The following is a 14,623-nucleotide window of genomic DNA, read 5'->3' on the forward strand; positions in this document are numbered from 1 at the left end:
CGAAAAAGGCGGCGTCTTCTGAAGCTTTTTGGAAAAAGCTTCACAAAAAACTTTTGTAATTTCAGTATGTTATTGAGACTGACTTTTCAAACAGTCTTCAGGAAACGCGGACCATGATATTTTTCAGGGCAGATCTGTCTGAAAATTTCGAAACATGTCGCCCCATATTCAAAGGAATTGAGGCAGAATCTCAAAATCATTCCTTATTTCATCAACGGCTTGTTTTGTTCGAAGCTTTCTCATGGCGGGGGCGGTAGGAAAAGGGCGCGCCCATCCGCAAGCCGCAGTTCATGCGGGTGAAAGGCGCGGTCCCTTTCATGATGGCTGATGCTGATGATGGTCATGTGCGGCAGCGCCGCAAGCAGCGCGGCGTGGATGCGGCGCGTATTTTCGTCATCAAGGGCGGAGGTCGCCTCGTCCATGAACAGCATGCCCGGCCGCTGCAGCAGGACACGCGCCATGGCGATACGCTGTGCCTCGCCAGGGGACAGGATCGTGTCCCATTGTGCCTCCTCGTCCAGCCGCGCGGCGCAGGCGTCAAGGTTCACGGTATGCAGGACCGCTTCATACCGGGCATCGTCATGGCTGCACGCCGCATGGGGATAGGACAGGACCGCACGCAGGCTGCCATGGGGCAGATAGGTGCGCTGCGGCAGGAACATGCAGTTCCCCCTGTCAAGGGTGATGGTGCCGTGGCCATGTTCCCACAGGCCCGCGATGGCGCGCAGCAGGGTGCTCTTGCCCGTTCCGGACGCCCCGCGCACCAGCCAGCGTTCCCCCCCATCGACATGCAGGGCTGGAATATGCAAAAGCTGCCTGCCATCGGGATGATGCAGGACAAGGTCGCGGATATCGAGGCCGGGCGCTGGCGTGTCGATATGTGTGATGCGCGTGCGGGGCGGCAGGCTGACGGTGCGTTCGAATTCGTGCAGGCGCTGCATGACCGAGCGCAGGGTGGCAAGGTCGGTATAATTGTTCATGAACCATTGCAGGCTGCGCCGGACCTGCATGAACGCTGCATTGATGCGTGAATATTCCCCAAAGGTCAGCGCGTGGGCCACCAGTTTCGGCAGCAGCAATACCCACAGGATGATCGACGCGGTGCCATTGAACAGGTCGCCCACGAAATTCGCCCGCCATGTATAGGTTACGACGCTGCGCCAGTTATGGGCGATCGTGCGCAGATAATGTGAAAGACGCAGGTTTTCTGCGTCCTCGCCCCGGCTGAAGGCGATCTGTTCGGAATTGCGCCGCATGTCGATCAAGGCCGCGCGCAGGTCCGCGTCGAAATGCTGTTGCCTGTAATCGGCTTCGATCAGGGGGCTTCCCATCTTTTCCATAAGGATTGACGCCCCCAGCGTTGCAAGGATGGTGCCCAGAAGAAGGTAGCCTGAAACACGAAGATGATGCCCGGACCAGCTCATGTCGATGCTGCCGCCGATTTCCCAAAGCACAATGGAAAATGACAGCAGCGTCGTCACGGCCTGTATGCCATCAAGGGCCATGCGCAGGCTCAGCACCGTCATCTGCGACAGATCATCGGCAATACGCTGGTCAGGGTTGTCGCCCGTCGCGGTTCCATGTTCCATCCGGTAATACGCCGTATCGGACAGGTACCGCCGCAGATAGACCCGTGTGTTCCACAGCCGCCAGCGCATCGACAGCACCTGCGTCAGGTAGGTCTGCAGGACATAGCATCCGCTGGAAAGGACACAGACTGCGATATAGGGGGGCAGCAGCCACAGGCAGGTTTCCACCCTGTAGGCGAACATGGCATCAAAGAACTGCTGGTTCCACCGGCCGAACCACACCGCCGTACGGACATAGATGAATGACAGCCCCACGATCGTGGCCAGCATCGCCAGTGGGGCCCATTTCTCGTGTGAACGCCAGTAGGGCAGCACGACCGTCCAGTCGGACAGGGAGTGGCGGGCAGGGGGATCAGTATGTCGCACGCAGGGTCGCCATGAAATTGCGGGGGGCCGCGGGGAAGTTGAACTGCCACACGCCGCTGGCCCGTTCGTAATAATAACGGTTGGTCAGGTTGTTGGCATTGAGCTGCAGGCGTAAGTGCCGGTTGATGACATAGCCGATGACGCTGTCGATGGTCATGTATCCGCCCTGCACGGTGGTGGGATATCCGCCATGCAGGTTGCTGCTGGCGTCGATCCCCGCCCCGAGGCTCAGCCCCTTCAGACGGCCTGCGGGCAGGGTGTAATGTACCCATGACTTGAACATGTGGTGTGGCGAATACGCCCCCCCGAAATCCGCCGAGGACGGATTGGACAGCTTGGTATCAAGATAGGTATAGCCGATCGACACACTGAGGTTCGGCAGGATCTCCCCGTCCATCTGTGCCTCCCATCCCTGTCGGCGAATGGGGCCGGTGGTGATGTAAAATCCGACATGTTCAGGGTCCGACAGCGGCTGGTTGACGCTTTCCATCCGAAACAGCGCGGTCGAGATATTGAGGCGACCGTGGAAATACTCCCCCTTGAACCCGGTTTCCACCTGGTTTCCCAATTGTGGCGCAAGCCCGCCGCCGCGATAGCGCATATCCCCCACCGATGGGGTGAAGATGCTGGCATAACTGGCGTACCACGACAGGTGCGGGGTGATCTGGTACACACTGCCCAGATAGGGCGTCAGTTGGGCATGGATGTCCGACCGCGTCGCCCACGCCCCGCGCGGCGACGGAGAGGTGTCGCGCGCATGTTCGTAAAAGCGCGAGACGCGCCCGCCAAGCACCACCGACAGGCCCCGGACGGGTTCAAGCCGCAGTTGCCCGTAAAACCCCCACTGATAGGCAGCATCATCCCTGCCTTCGGCCCCGCCAGAGGACGCGGCATAGCTGACGCTGCCTGCGGCAGGGGCCGGGATGGCGGCGGTGTTGCGGATGCTGATATTGTCATATACGCCACTGCCCGTAATGTCGGGATAGGCCACGTACTGGTCATATGAATTGTAATTGAAGCCCGCCAGCAGGTGATGCGTATGATGGAACAGGCGGAACGCACCTGTGGCATAGATATCGGCGGAGCGTGAAGAGTTCGTCCCCTTCTGCGCGGAAATGCCCTGGTCCTCATAGGTCAGCAGGCCGCTTTTCGCGCCGATGGTCGTCCAGGGTTCATTATAGAGCATGTCATAGCTCTGGTCATAAAATGTCCCGCGTGCCGTCAGCGTCCAGTTCCGTCCGATCTTTTGTGACAGTGACACGGCAGTCTGCTGTGTCATGTAGTTGCTGTAGCCCCATGGTTGGGACGGATTGGCCGACCGCCCACCATACCACAGCGTCCTGTCCGTTGTGACCGGCAGGCCGAAATAGGGCGCGGTAATGTCCTGCTGCTGTGCCGCGTGGGAGACAAGGAAGGTTGTCGTGGGCGTGATATCCCATTCCAGCGCGCCATAGGCCTGCCATTTGCGCGAATGGGAATACTGATAGAAATAGCGGTTGTCCTCAAACAGGTCCGCAGTGCGAAAGCGGAGTGTCCCCGAACGGTTGAGCGGCGTGCTCAGGTCGATGTCGGCGCGATAGTGGTCAAAGCTGCCGACGCTTGCCGCACCGCTGAGGGCGAAATCGTGTCCCGGTTTTTTTGTCACCTCGTTAACCACGCCGCCTGCGCCGCCAGCCCCCTGCAACAGCCCGGCAGAGCCGCGCAGGACCTCGATACGTTCATACATCGACAGGTCGAAGGTCGCGTTGTTGAGCGTCCCTGCCGCATTGGGCGTGCCGTCAAGCGACGTCGTAAGCTGGTAGCCGCGGGAATAGAAATTCGAATTCGCGCTTGACCCTGGCAGGACGCGGATGCCGTTCACCTGCCGCATTGCGTCCGTCATCGTCAGCATGTTGGAATCCTGCATGCGTTCTTGTGTGATGACGGAAACCGAATGCGGTACATCCTTCAGCGCAACGCCCGATTTGCCCCACAGGTCGGTTGTGGGCACCGTATAGGACCCACGGTTGGCCCTGACCTCTATGGCTTCAGGCCGGGGCAGGGTGCTGTCGGTCTGGGGTGAGGGGACGGCCCTGGTGGTGGCATGTGTGCGGGGGGCGGCTGTTGCCGTCCGGGCCGCGGTGGGTCGGGTAGGATTGGGTTGGACAGCACTGGGTTGTGCAGCACGGGTCCGAACCGGATTGGGCCGGGCTGGATTGGTCCGGGTTTGGGGGGGATGATGTGGGGTTGCATGGGCGTGATGTGCGATCATGCATCCGCACAGGAGGATTCCGGCCGGGATGACCCCGACCAGAACAATCCGGGCCGGGATGATCCCGACAGGCCCGGACGCCTTTGAAAAACGCGACATGGATTGCGATCCTGAACTGACATGAAACCAGTCAGCAGGACAGGCGTGCGATCACGTCGTGCCACATACCCTGTTGGGTGATGGGGCTGTCGCGTGGGGGAACGTGGCCTGTGGTCCTGCTGACGCCAGGGGGCATTCAGCAGGGGGGCCGCGTGAGGGGGGAACGCCCGGGGAAATTGCCGGGGGCGCACGCGGTTGTCCCGGACGGGCATGCGGGCGTGCCCACGCCATCGGCGGCAGCGGCATGAACGGCAGTGCCGCCAGTGCGATGGCGGGCAGGTGCAGCAGCGGGCACAGCGTGCATGACCCGTCATGGTCATGGCGGGATGTATCATGGTCGGGAGTGTGGTCACGACCATGGCTCGGACCATGGAGGATGGCCCGGCCGGTGAGATGGGTCATGGCCTGCGCCAGAGCGCGATGCGGGCCGTCCTCCATGACCATTGTGGCGGCGTCTTTGCATCCCATGTCCGCCATGGGGGCGATATCAATACCGGTCAGGCGTTCAATCGTGGCGCGTGGCATTTCCCCCGGCAGCGCGCGGCTCAGGACCAGCAACTGCCCCACAAAGCCCAGCAACGTGCACACAACAACCAGCCACCGGATGGTGGCCATGCCTGTCACAGGATGGGAAATGCGTGCCATGAAGCGGAAAGATATGCCTTTTTTTCACGAATGCGTGGCAATGTCGGTCACGCCGTAAGGCTTGTCAAATCGGCTGGCGGGCATATTGTGTCGAACGCGTAATGGTGCGACAGTGCGCCCGAACGCATTCCCCCCCCGTCATGGATGGCAGGCGGTCTGGCGTCCGTGCTGCATGAACGTCCGGCCCACCCACCGGGCCGATTTACGGAAGGAAAGGTCATGTCCGGTATCTTTGCAATGTTGCGGCGTGGCGTCATGACCGCCACGGTTGGGCTGGTATGTGCCGCCGCCCCGGTGCAGGCCGCAACGCTGGCGCAGGATGTGGCAAAAACCGTATCAGGGCAGCCGGGGTCTTTCGCCGTCTATGCCGCGATGTCGGGACAGCGCCCGCAGGTCTGCCTGAACTGCACGGATTACATCAACGCCGCCAGCACCATGAAACTGTTCGTGATGGACGCGGCCTATGACATGTTTACGCGTGGCACCCTTCAGCCGCAGGAGACGATTGTGGTGCATAACCGCTTTCACTCCCTCGTAGGAACGCGGAGTTTCTCGCTGGAGCAGAAAGAGGATTCCTATGATCCGCTTTATGCGCAGATCGGCAGGCCCGTCACGGTGTCCGAACTGGTGCGTGTGATGATCCAGTACAGCAGCAACCTTGCCACCAACCTGATGGTCGAACGGATCGGCGTGCCCTATATCCATGCCGTCATGCATGCCCAGCACCTTAAGGGAGTGCGCTTTGGCCGCATGATCGAGGATTATGACGCCAATGACAAAGGCATCCGTAACGAGATGACGGCAAAGGGGCTTGGCATGTTCATGCAGAAGCTCGACCAGGGAAAGATCGTAGGGCCCGCGCAAAGTGCCGCGATGATCGACATCCTGCGTGGCCAGACATTTAACGACATGATCCCTCCCGGCCTGCCGCCCGGAACCCCTGTTGCGCACAAGACCGGATGGGTGGATGGCGTGCGCAATGACGCGGGCATTGTCTTCCTGCCTGATGGACGTCACTATATCCTTGTGATGCTGACGAAATCCCTGCCTGACGAGGCTGCGGGCATCCGGGTGCTGAATGGCATTTCCCGTCAGGTCTATGGCCATTTCGCCGCGTCACCCGCCATGGGTGCGCCAAAGGGCGGGTAACGGGGGAGCTTCTGGCGCGTCCCTGATATGCCCCGGGTGTGTCGCGCGGCGGCATTGCCTAACCAGCCAGCGTACGGGGACCGTGTAAGACATGCGACTGCGTCAGATTGAAGTTTTTTATGCGATCATGACGACGGGATCACTGCGTCGCGCGGCAGAGGTGCTGCATGTTTCGCAGCCCGCCGCAAGCAAGGTGCTGCGTTATGCCGAGCAGTCGTTGGGCTTTGCCCTGTTCGAGCGTACGGGCGGTCGCCTCGTCCCCACGCGTGAGGCGCAGATCATGCTGCCGCATGTCAACACGATCTTTGCCAAGCTGTCCGACCTCAAGCGCCTGACGGACAATCTGCGTTATGCCCGTGACGGGCATTCGATCAATATCGGCTGTGTCCCCAGCCTTGGCCTCAGCCTCGTGCCACGGGTGATCCAGCGTTACCATGCCGACCATCCCGGAACGGAATTGACGGTCGATACCCTTCACGGTACCGAAATCGTGTCGCGTATCCTAAATCATGACCTCGACCTTGGGATCGTGTTTGGCGATTATTCCTGCGACGGCGTCAGTTCCCATCACATCGCGGATGTGCCGCTGCTGCTGATTGATGGCGGGGACGGCACCGATGGCCCGGTCGTTATGGAACGGATCAACCCCGCCCGTTACATCGGGTTGAGTGAAAATGATCCCACTGCGCGCCTGCTGGATATGGCGATGGAGGAGGCGGGCCTCTGTACCGCCCCGTCGGTGCGGGTGCGCACGCATTACATGGCGGCCGAGCTGGTGCGACTGGGGGCGGGGTGCGCCATCGTGGATGCCCTGACCGCGCTGCATCACCCCGGCCTGTCGAAACCGCACGAACTCTCGCCCCCCCTCTATGTGGCATGCACGGTGCTGTTTCGTGCGGATTACGCGCTTTCGCATATTTCGCGTGATATCCTGTCGCTTTTGCGTACGGAACTTGATGTTGACCTTGGGCGGCTGCGGTGCTGAGGCTTCCGCACGGAAATCCTGATATTAAAAATATGGTTTAATCATAAGAAAATTTCTGATGAATTCCTTTTTGGTATCACCCTCGACAAGATTTTTTATTGTTCCTGGAGGGATATTTGAGAATGGCCAATATGAAGAGACTGTTTAAAAAACAAATCATTGATAAAAAATAAGAAAAGTTTTGGGGTGCCGACTTTTTTTCAAAAAGGCGTCGTCTTCTGAAGCTTTTTGGAAAAAGCTTCACCAAAAACTTTATAATTTCAGTGTGTTATCAAGCCAGACTTTTCAAATGGTCTCGAATAAGGGAAGAAGAGGCTTCCAATATATTCCTTTTTATGGATCTGATATATTCCAAGGTTCGTGAAGGCATGAAAGCATAAAAATTCGGTATCATAAAGGTTTTTTGCAATATATCAGAGCCTGACGCAAAAAGCGGTTTGAGTGGTTTTGGGTAGGAAACAACGCTGCGTTGGGATCAAATCTTATGAGGCAGATTGTCCCCAACCTCATGACCATAAATCGCGATTGAGAAAGCAAAACAACCTATCCGGCCTTCACTGTGAACATCAGCGTTTCTTGAGTAACTGAAATAAATCAATTGATTTTCGGTCAGGATTTCAGTTTTTCAAAAGACCTTATATTGGACGTTTAAAAATCAGGTAATCAAACACCACTTTATGTATCAGAGACTTTTTGAAAAGTAAGTCTCAATAACATCCTGGAATTATAAAGATTTTTGGTGAAGCTTTTTCTAAAAAGCTTCGAAAGACGCCGCTTTTTTGAAATAAAGGCGACCCCTAAAAACTTTTCCTGTTTTTTGTCAATGAGTTGTTTTCAAACAATCTCTCAGGCATGTTTTATGGATAAGGTTCTGCACGGCGGTCTGGCGGGTATTACGTAAGGTTAAGGGCGGGCAGCATCTCGTTACGCGACAGGGGGCAGGTTTCATGCTTTGCTGGCAGGTGGTGTCACATCATGTTTGTGACGACGTCCCTTTTCTTCAGCAGCGTCAGGATGGCCGGTAGTGAAAAAGTCATGTGCAGGACGGGTCGCCCGTCGCATTGTGGGAATGGGCATATTGTCACTTGCGATATTGCCGCCTGCGATTTCTGCAACGTGGGCCGCGCCCGCTGCCTTGCCGCCGGGTCTCAGCGCCGCACAGATCGACGCGGTTGTCGCGCGCGCGCGCGATGCGTTCCATGTTCCGGGTGTGGCTGTGGCGGTCGTGTATGATGGACAGGTCGTTTTTGCACGGGGATATGGCCGCAGGGGAGAGGACGCGCATAGCGGTAATGTCGATACGCGCACGATGTTCGCAATCGGGTCCAATACCAAGGAATTCACCACCACTGCGCTTGCGACGCTGGTTGATGCGGGCAAGCTGAAATGGGATGACCGGGTGATCGACCATATGCCGGAATTCCGGGTGGCAGATCCCGCCATCACGCGTGATTTCCGCGTCAGCGACCTGCTGACGCATCATAGCGGCATGGGCGAGGGAGCGGGCGACCTGATGCTGTTTTCCCACAGCACCTTCACACGGCCCGAAGTGCTGGCTGCGCTGCCTTACATGCCATTTACCGCGCCATTTCGTGTGGATTACGCCTATAATAACCTGTTATATGTCGTTGCAGGTGCGCTGGTGGAGAAAATTAGCGGCACAAGCTGGGAAAATTATGTCCAGTCGCATCTGATCGACGCTGCTGGCCTGCCCGCCTGCCAGAGTACGCCGCCGGTCAGCGGGCAGATGGATGTTGCAACGGGACAGGGCGAAGATCCTGCCCTGCCTGATCGTGCCACGCTGCGTCTGCCTGCCGTGGCCCCGGCGGGAGGTATCTGGTGCAGTGTCGATGGTGTCAGCCGTTGGGTGCAGATGTTCCTTAATGGTGGGAAAACCCCGCAGGGCAGAACCATCATCAGTACTGCGCAGCGTGATGTGGTATGGGCCCCGCATGCGCTTTTGCCGCTGCCGGATACGGCACAGGCAACGCAGGGGCATTTCCGTGCCTATGGCTATGGCTGGTTTACCGAGGATTTCTTTGGGAAAAAGCGTGTATGGCACACGGGCACGATCGACGGAATGGTCAGTTATGTCTCGTTCCTGCCGGAAATGAATACCGGGATTGTGGTCCTGACCAATCATGATGACCATCATGCGACTTATGCCATACAGACGACACTGAACTCCCTTGTCGTAACAGGGAAAAGCGATGACTGGGTGCAGCATTGGAAGGATGAGGCCACAGCAAAGGAGGCAGAGGCGGCCAAGGCTGCCGCCACCGATGGGCCTGGATCACCCGCGCGGCCGTTTATCACGCTGTCTGCACAGGCGGCGCATGACTATGTCGGGCTGTACCATGATGACTGGCGTGGAAACCTGCATGTTACGCAAAAGGGTACCGAACTGCGCCTGACATTTGACAAGGCGATCGGTCTTTCGGGTGTACTGTCGGCGTTGCCGCATGACCTGTTCGTGGTGCGATGGGATAACCGCGCACAGGATGCGGAGGATGACAGCTATGTCCAGTTCCAGCGCGATATGACGGGCAAGGTCGTAGGTATGAAGATGCAGGTTATCGGCTCGGACTTCAGCTTTGACGCGCAGGACCTGCATCCACGCAAGGTTTCGGACCAGCCCTGATAATCGAACATGTCCCGGGCAATATGATGTAGGACGTAGTGTCCGGTAAGGTCCGTACTTTTTTAATAATGTATTGTTCCAGAACGTATTTCATAAAAAAAGGGCATGGGAATTCAATTCCCATGCCCCTTTTGTCATTGGTCCGTATATTCAGGGTTTTTGCGGGGCGAAGATATTGCCCGCCGGTGTGGGGGCATGCACGTCAATCCAGCTATTGGCGACGTCAATACTGATCTGTGCCGGTTTATAGGCACTCGCGGGGGCAAGGAAGATATTGTCCACATAGGTCTGCGGATTACGGTCATAAAGCGGGAACCAACTCGACTGCACCTGGATCATGATCCGGTGCCCCGGCAGGAAGGTATGGTTCGCTACAGGCAGGTTGAATTTGTAAAGTTGCTGTGTATTGGCGGGAATAGGTTCAGGATGTTCGAGGCTCTTGCGATAGCGGCCACGCAGGATGTCGGCGCTGACCATCAGCTGGTATCCACCCATCTCGCGCTGTTCGGGCACTTCGTCAGGATAGACATCGATCAGCTTGACAACAAAATCCCCGTCGGTGCCGGTCGTCGCGGCCGTCAGGTGGACAACAGGCTGCCCCTTGATCGTAAAGGGCTGCGTCAGCACACCAGATGTCATGGTCAGGACGTCGGGCCGGGCGGAGAAATTGCGCTGGTCCATCGTCAGCCATTTTGCCCATGGCGAACCCGTTGCCCCCTTGGTCAGCACGGGACGTGGAATATAGGTAACCGGGTGCGCGGGGTCGGACACATATTGCTGCGTGCCGGCATTGGCGCCCGCCGGGGTGAAGGCAATGCCGTGTCCGGGCTGGAAATGCAGGCTGGTGCATCCCGATGCGCATTCCTGTGACGGCAGGGCATTTTCGGATTCCCACACATTCTCCCCGGTGCGGAAGGCCGTGACGCGGGCAGGAAGCGGGATGGACGCGTCCTTCAGGTAATGTGCAAGGAACGGTTCAAGGATCTTCTTGCGGAAATACAGTCCGGTATCGGCGTGAAAGTCGATATCCCCCAGCATGCCTGCCTCTTTGGCCTCTCCTCCATGGTTCCATGGCCCCATGGCAAGATAGAGGTTGGAGGCCGCCGACGGGGTCTGTCGCAACGCGTAATAGGTTGCAATCGCGCCATAAATGTCTTCCTGGTCCCACAGGCTGTGTACCAGCAATGTCGGAACCTTCAGCCCTTCCTTTTGTAGCAGCTTGTCCATGGCCTGATCCTGCCAGTAGGCATCATAGGAGGGATGCGCCAGAATCTGCTGGAAGAAGCCGATCTGCTCCATGCCGCGCGACTTGCCCACCATGCCGGCGGATACGCCATTCAGGTAAACGTCATAGGCATCATACTGACTGGCCCACCATTTCGGCATGCTCTTGCGCGTGGCGTCCTGGGTATAGATGTAGGGCAGCGATTCCTCGCGGAAGGCGCCGTTATGGAACCAGTCATCGCCCATCCAGCCATCGACCATCGGGTTCATGGGCACAGAAACCTTGAGCGCCGGATGCGGATGGAACAGTGCCGTCAGCGCGGTATAGCCATCATAGGAGATCCCGATGATCCCGACTTTCCGGTTGCTTTGCGGAAGGTTATGGATCAGCCATTCGATCGTGTCCCATGTGTCGGTTGAATAATCGACCTGTGTGCCATTCAGCGGGCCACGCATCGGACGCGCCATGACATAGTGGCCTTCGGAACCATGTTTGCCGCGCACATCCTGGATAACGCGGATATAGCCGCCATCGGCGATCACGTCGGGCATGTTGTCATACCCCTCCATGATCGAGCCCATATGGCCGCTATAGGCATATGATACCATGTGATCAGCGCTATAGGGCGTGCGCGTCAGCAGGATGGGGGCATCATGGGCCGCCCGGGGGATCAGGATGACGGTATACAGCTTCGTCCCGTCGCGCATGGGGATCATCACGTCCTTACGAACGTAATCAAAGCTGGAATCCGCGACCTCGAACTTGTCCGGCATGTCGGGGGCGATGCCGCCTGGCGGCGCCTCCTGTGCCAGGGCGGTCATTGAAAAAGCAGCGAAACATCCTGACAGCAGAAATATTTTTTTCATCATCGGTCTCATGCAGCGTACAGAAAATGGGCCGGACCCGAAGGCCCGGCCCCGTCAGGCGGCGATTTTCAGAATTCCGCCGAGATGGTGCCAAAAAATTCGCGCGGTGCCGCGACGAACAGGTTGGCGTTGTCATCACCGCTGACCGATGCCGCGCCATACACGCCACCGATATAGTTCGTGTTGAACAGGTTGGTGATGCCAAACGTGGTCTTGAGGTTATGGGTGAAGCCGATCTTGCCAAAGTTATAGGCAAGGTTGAGGTTGGCCAGCCAGTATGACGGGATCTTCTCGTCATTCAGGTAGGTCATGGGACGCGAACCGATATAGTTCACGTTGAAGTTGAACATCGCCCGCTTGTAGGTGTAGTTCAGGTTCGCCTTATACATGAACTTGGGATAGTAGACCTGGTGCTTTCCCTTGATGCTGTAGGTTGTCCCGCCATAGTTGATGGCCGTGCTCTGGTATTCGGCGTTGTTCCAGCTAAAGCTGTTGGTGATTTCCAGTCCCTTGAACGGACGGACCGTGCCCTGCACGTCCGCGCCATTCATGGTTTCGCGACCCACGTTCAGGAAGGCGTTGTTGGTGTTGTTGGCTGACCCTTCGGTAATGGCCGCCAGACGATTGTAGTAATCCGTGTGGTAGAAATCCACCGTCCCGGAGAAGTAGCGCGAGTTGTAGCGGTAGCCGACGACATAGTTCCACGTGCGTTCCGGCTTCAGCTTGCTCTTGTTCGCGTTGAACACCGTCTGTGCCGAAGTGGTGGAATTACCCAGGCCACCCCATGCAGTATCCGAATCTGTCTGTGAATAGTAATCGTAGGAACGCATGTTCTCCGCAATGTCCCAGTAAATTTCATGGTTGCGGAGGAAATGGTAGTCAAAGCTGAAATGCGGCAGGAACGCATCGGATGCCGTCATGGTGCCGCTGACGGGATGGCGGTAATAGGCGTTCCAGCCTTCGGCGACCAGCTTGTCGGTATAGTCGGCCTTTGTGCCGCCATGCGTCGTCTGCGTCATGGAGCGGAAACCAGCCAGCAGCGTCATGCCCGGCATGATGGTCCAGCGGTCCTGCAGGAAGAAGCTGAAGGTGTTGGTGTTAAAGCTGTTGTTGAACCATGTCGCGCCGGAACCGGCGGGCATGTTGGAATCGTCGTTGTGGCCGGAGGTCAGGCCGTCTTCATACAGGCGTTCATTATACACCCATTTGTTGTTTTCGTACCAGACACCGGTTTCAATATGGTTGTGGTGCGGGGCTTCGATGGCGAATTTTTGCGTAAAGCCAAGGCGGCGCATGAAGGCATGGCTGCCGATCAGCGCCTGCGGCACGCCCGATACGGTCCCGTCGGAGTTCAGCGACACCGGCCCGTAGGAAGGTGAGGTCAGGAAGTTGTTGGTGCCACCATAGATGGCGCTGTTGACGTTGCCATAAACGATGGTGTCGGACGTCACGTTCTTGAAGATATCGTAATGCAGCGACACGTTCGACAGATAGGTGCGCTGCAACTGTGACGCATCCCACGAATAATCGCCCACTTCGTCATTCGACAGGATGCCCTGCACGGATGACGGAACCTGGTCGGTGTACTGCGCATAATAGGCCCACAGCTTGGCCTTTTCGTAATCGGGTTTCAGATAGGTCGAATTGCGGCCCATCTTCTGCCACATGTTCTTCGTCATCGTCAGGTAGTTGGACTGCGTGAAATCGCCATAGCCAAAGAAGGCCGTCAGCTTGCCGCGATCACCCAGCGGCTGCACCAGCTTGGCGTCCGCCTGCAGTTCGTCCTGATATCCCTGGCCCTTCCACAGGTTGGTGTCGGTGCGTGCAAAGGACGCATAGAACTTTGTGCCCGTGGAATTGAGCACGCCGCTATCCACGCGGCCATAGGTGCGGAACGCGTTATAGCTGCCGAAGGTCTGGCTGACCTTGCCGCCCGCCTTGTCCTTGGGGTCAGACGTCACATACGTCATGGCGCCGCCAAGGTTCTGGGTCGAGAATGAATCCAGCGCACCTGCGCCCTGCGACATGGTCATGCCGCCGATATCATCCTGGATCATCGCCTGCGTGATCGAGACGCCGTTGCTGTTGGCAAAGCCCTGCGTGCCCATCGGCATGCCGTCCAGGGTCGCGCCGATCTGCATCTGCGTAAAGCCGCGTACGTAGAATGTGTTGGCATAGGTATCCAGGCCGAACGCATCGGTGGAGGTGAAGTTCGCGCCCGGCGTGGTCTGCGCCAGCACCTGCATGGGGTTCGTCCCTTCGACGAAACGATCCATGACCTGTCGTGTCACCGCGACCTCGGACCCATGGCTGCGCACGCGTGTCGCACTGACCGTCAGGCTTTCAGGCGTCTTGCTGGCAAGCTGGTGCTGCGCGGTGGCTGCGTGTGCCGTCCGGGGCGTGCCTTTGACCGCGCCCCTGGCGGCAACGCGATGCGTCGTGGCAGTCGTCGTTGTGGTCGTCGTGTCCGCAGCGGAGGCCGAAGCGCATGTTCCAACCGACGAGAACAGGGTATAGCCCGTTATCGCCGTACAGAACAGGAGCCATGATTTTTTTCTCGAATACTGCATTGGTCCAGTTTTGCTGAGCATTTGTTACCTTGCCTCAGATCGGGTTGCGACATGTTCTGCGGAAGACGGCACACAATCTTGAAAAAATAATGCCAATCCATGTTTGGTAAGGTCGTTATCTGGCTGATGCCATTAGGTTCTATATCGAAACGTTTTAGGTTTATTCGTTTCCTGTCAATAACAAAAAATCATGTTCTACTTAACCTGTAGTTAAGGGGTGTGCCCGCCCCCATAATG

8 protein-coding genes are annotated in these 14,623 nt (G+C 57.5%); 3 read left to right on the top strand and 5 right to left on the bottom strand.

The genetic code is table 11. From position 1 onward, the window contains the following. Positions 1-239 precede the first annotated feature (239 nt). The 3 genes from B7G66_RS01695 to B7G66_RS01705 are packed head-to-tail and all read right to left on the bottom strand — an operon-like array spanning position 240 to position 4,950. Positions 240-1,955: an ABC transporter ATP-binding protein/permease gene (locus B7G66_RS01695; RefSeq protein WP_003617757.1), complete on the bottom strand. Its 1,716-nt coding sequence runs from the start codon at positions 1,953-1,955 to the stop codon at positions 240-242. Continuing rightward, on the bottom strand, positions 1,942-4,305 hold the full coding sequence (locus B7G66_RS01700) for a TonB-dependent siderophore receptor (protein ID WP_003617759.1): 2,364 nt from the start codon (positions 4,303-4,305) through the stop codon (positions 1,942-1,944). Before B7G66_RS01700 ends, B7G66_RS01695 begins: the two co-directional genes overlap by 14 nt. Positions 4,306-4,356: 51 nt before the next feature. Beyond that, positions 4,357-4,950, bottom strand: coding sequence for a DUF2946 family protein (locus B7G66_RS01705; RefSeq protein WP_003617762.1), 594 nt, complete (start codon positions 4,948-4,950; stop codon positions 4,357-4,359). Positions 4,951-5,169: 219 nt separating this feature from the next. On the opposite strand from B7G66_RS01705, the gene B7G66_RS01710 reads away from it, so the two are divergent. The 3 genes from B7G66_RS01710 (at position 5,170) to B7G66_RS01720 (ending at position 9,725) form a co-directional block, all read left to right on the top strand. Then, positions 5,170-6,099: a serine hydrolase gene (locus tag B7G66_RS01710; protein ID WP_141312886.1), complete on the top strand. Its 930-nt coding sequence runs from the start codon at positions 5,170-5,172 to the stop codon at positions 6,097-6,099. 91 nt (positions 6,100-6,190) lie between these two features. Then, positions 6,191-7,084 carry a LysR family transcriptional regulator gene (locus tag B7G66_RS01715; RefSeq protein ID WP_003617765.1) on the top strand — a complete coding sequence of 298 codons (894 nt, stop codon included), beginning with the start codon at positions 6,191-6,193 and terminating at the stop codon, positions 7,082-7,084. A 1,024-nt stretch (positions 7,085-8,108) separates the two neighbouring features. Continuing rightward, positions 8,109-9,725 (top strand): serine hydrolase, encoded by a 1,617-nt coding sequence (locus B7G66_RS01720; RefSeq protein ID WP_003617768.1) that lies wholly within the window; start codon positions 8,109-8,111, stop codon positions 9,723-9,725. Between the two features lie 150 nt (positions 9,726-9,875). On the opposite strand, the gene B7G66_RS01725 is transcribed toward B7G66_RS01720, so the two are convergent. After that, complete coding sequence (locus tag B7G66_RS01725; RefSeq protein WP_225578677.1) at positions 9,876-11,771, bottom strand: CocE/NonD family hydrolase; 1,896 nt, start codon at positions 11,769-11,771, stop codon at positions 9,876-9,878. Between the two features lie 113 nt (positions 11,772-11,884). After that, positions 11,885-14,407, bottom strand: coding sequence for a TonB-dependent receptor domain-containing protein (locus B7G66_RS01730; RefSeq protein ID WP_239016016.1), 2,523 nt, complete (start codon positions 14,405-14,407; stop codon positions 11,885-11,887). Positions 14,408-14,623: the final 216 nt, after the last annotated feature.

The sequence above is a fragment of the Novacetimonas hansenii JCM 7643 genome, assembly GCF_000964405.1.
Lineage (GTDB): Bacteria > Pseudomonadota > Alphaproteobacteria > Acetobacterales > Acetobacteraceae > Novacetimonas > Novacetimonas hansenii.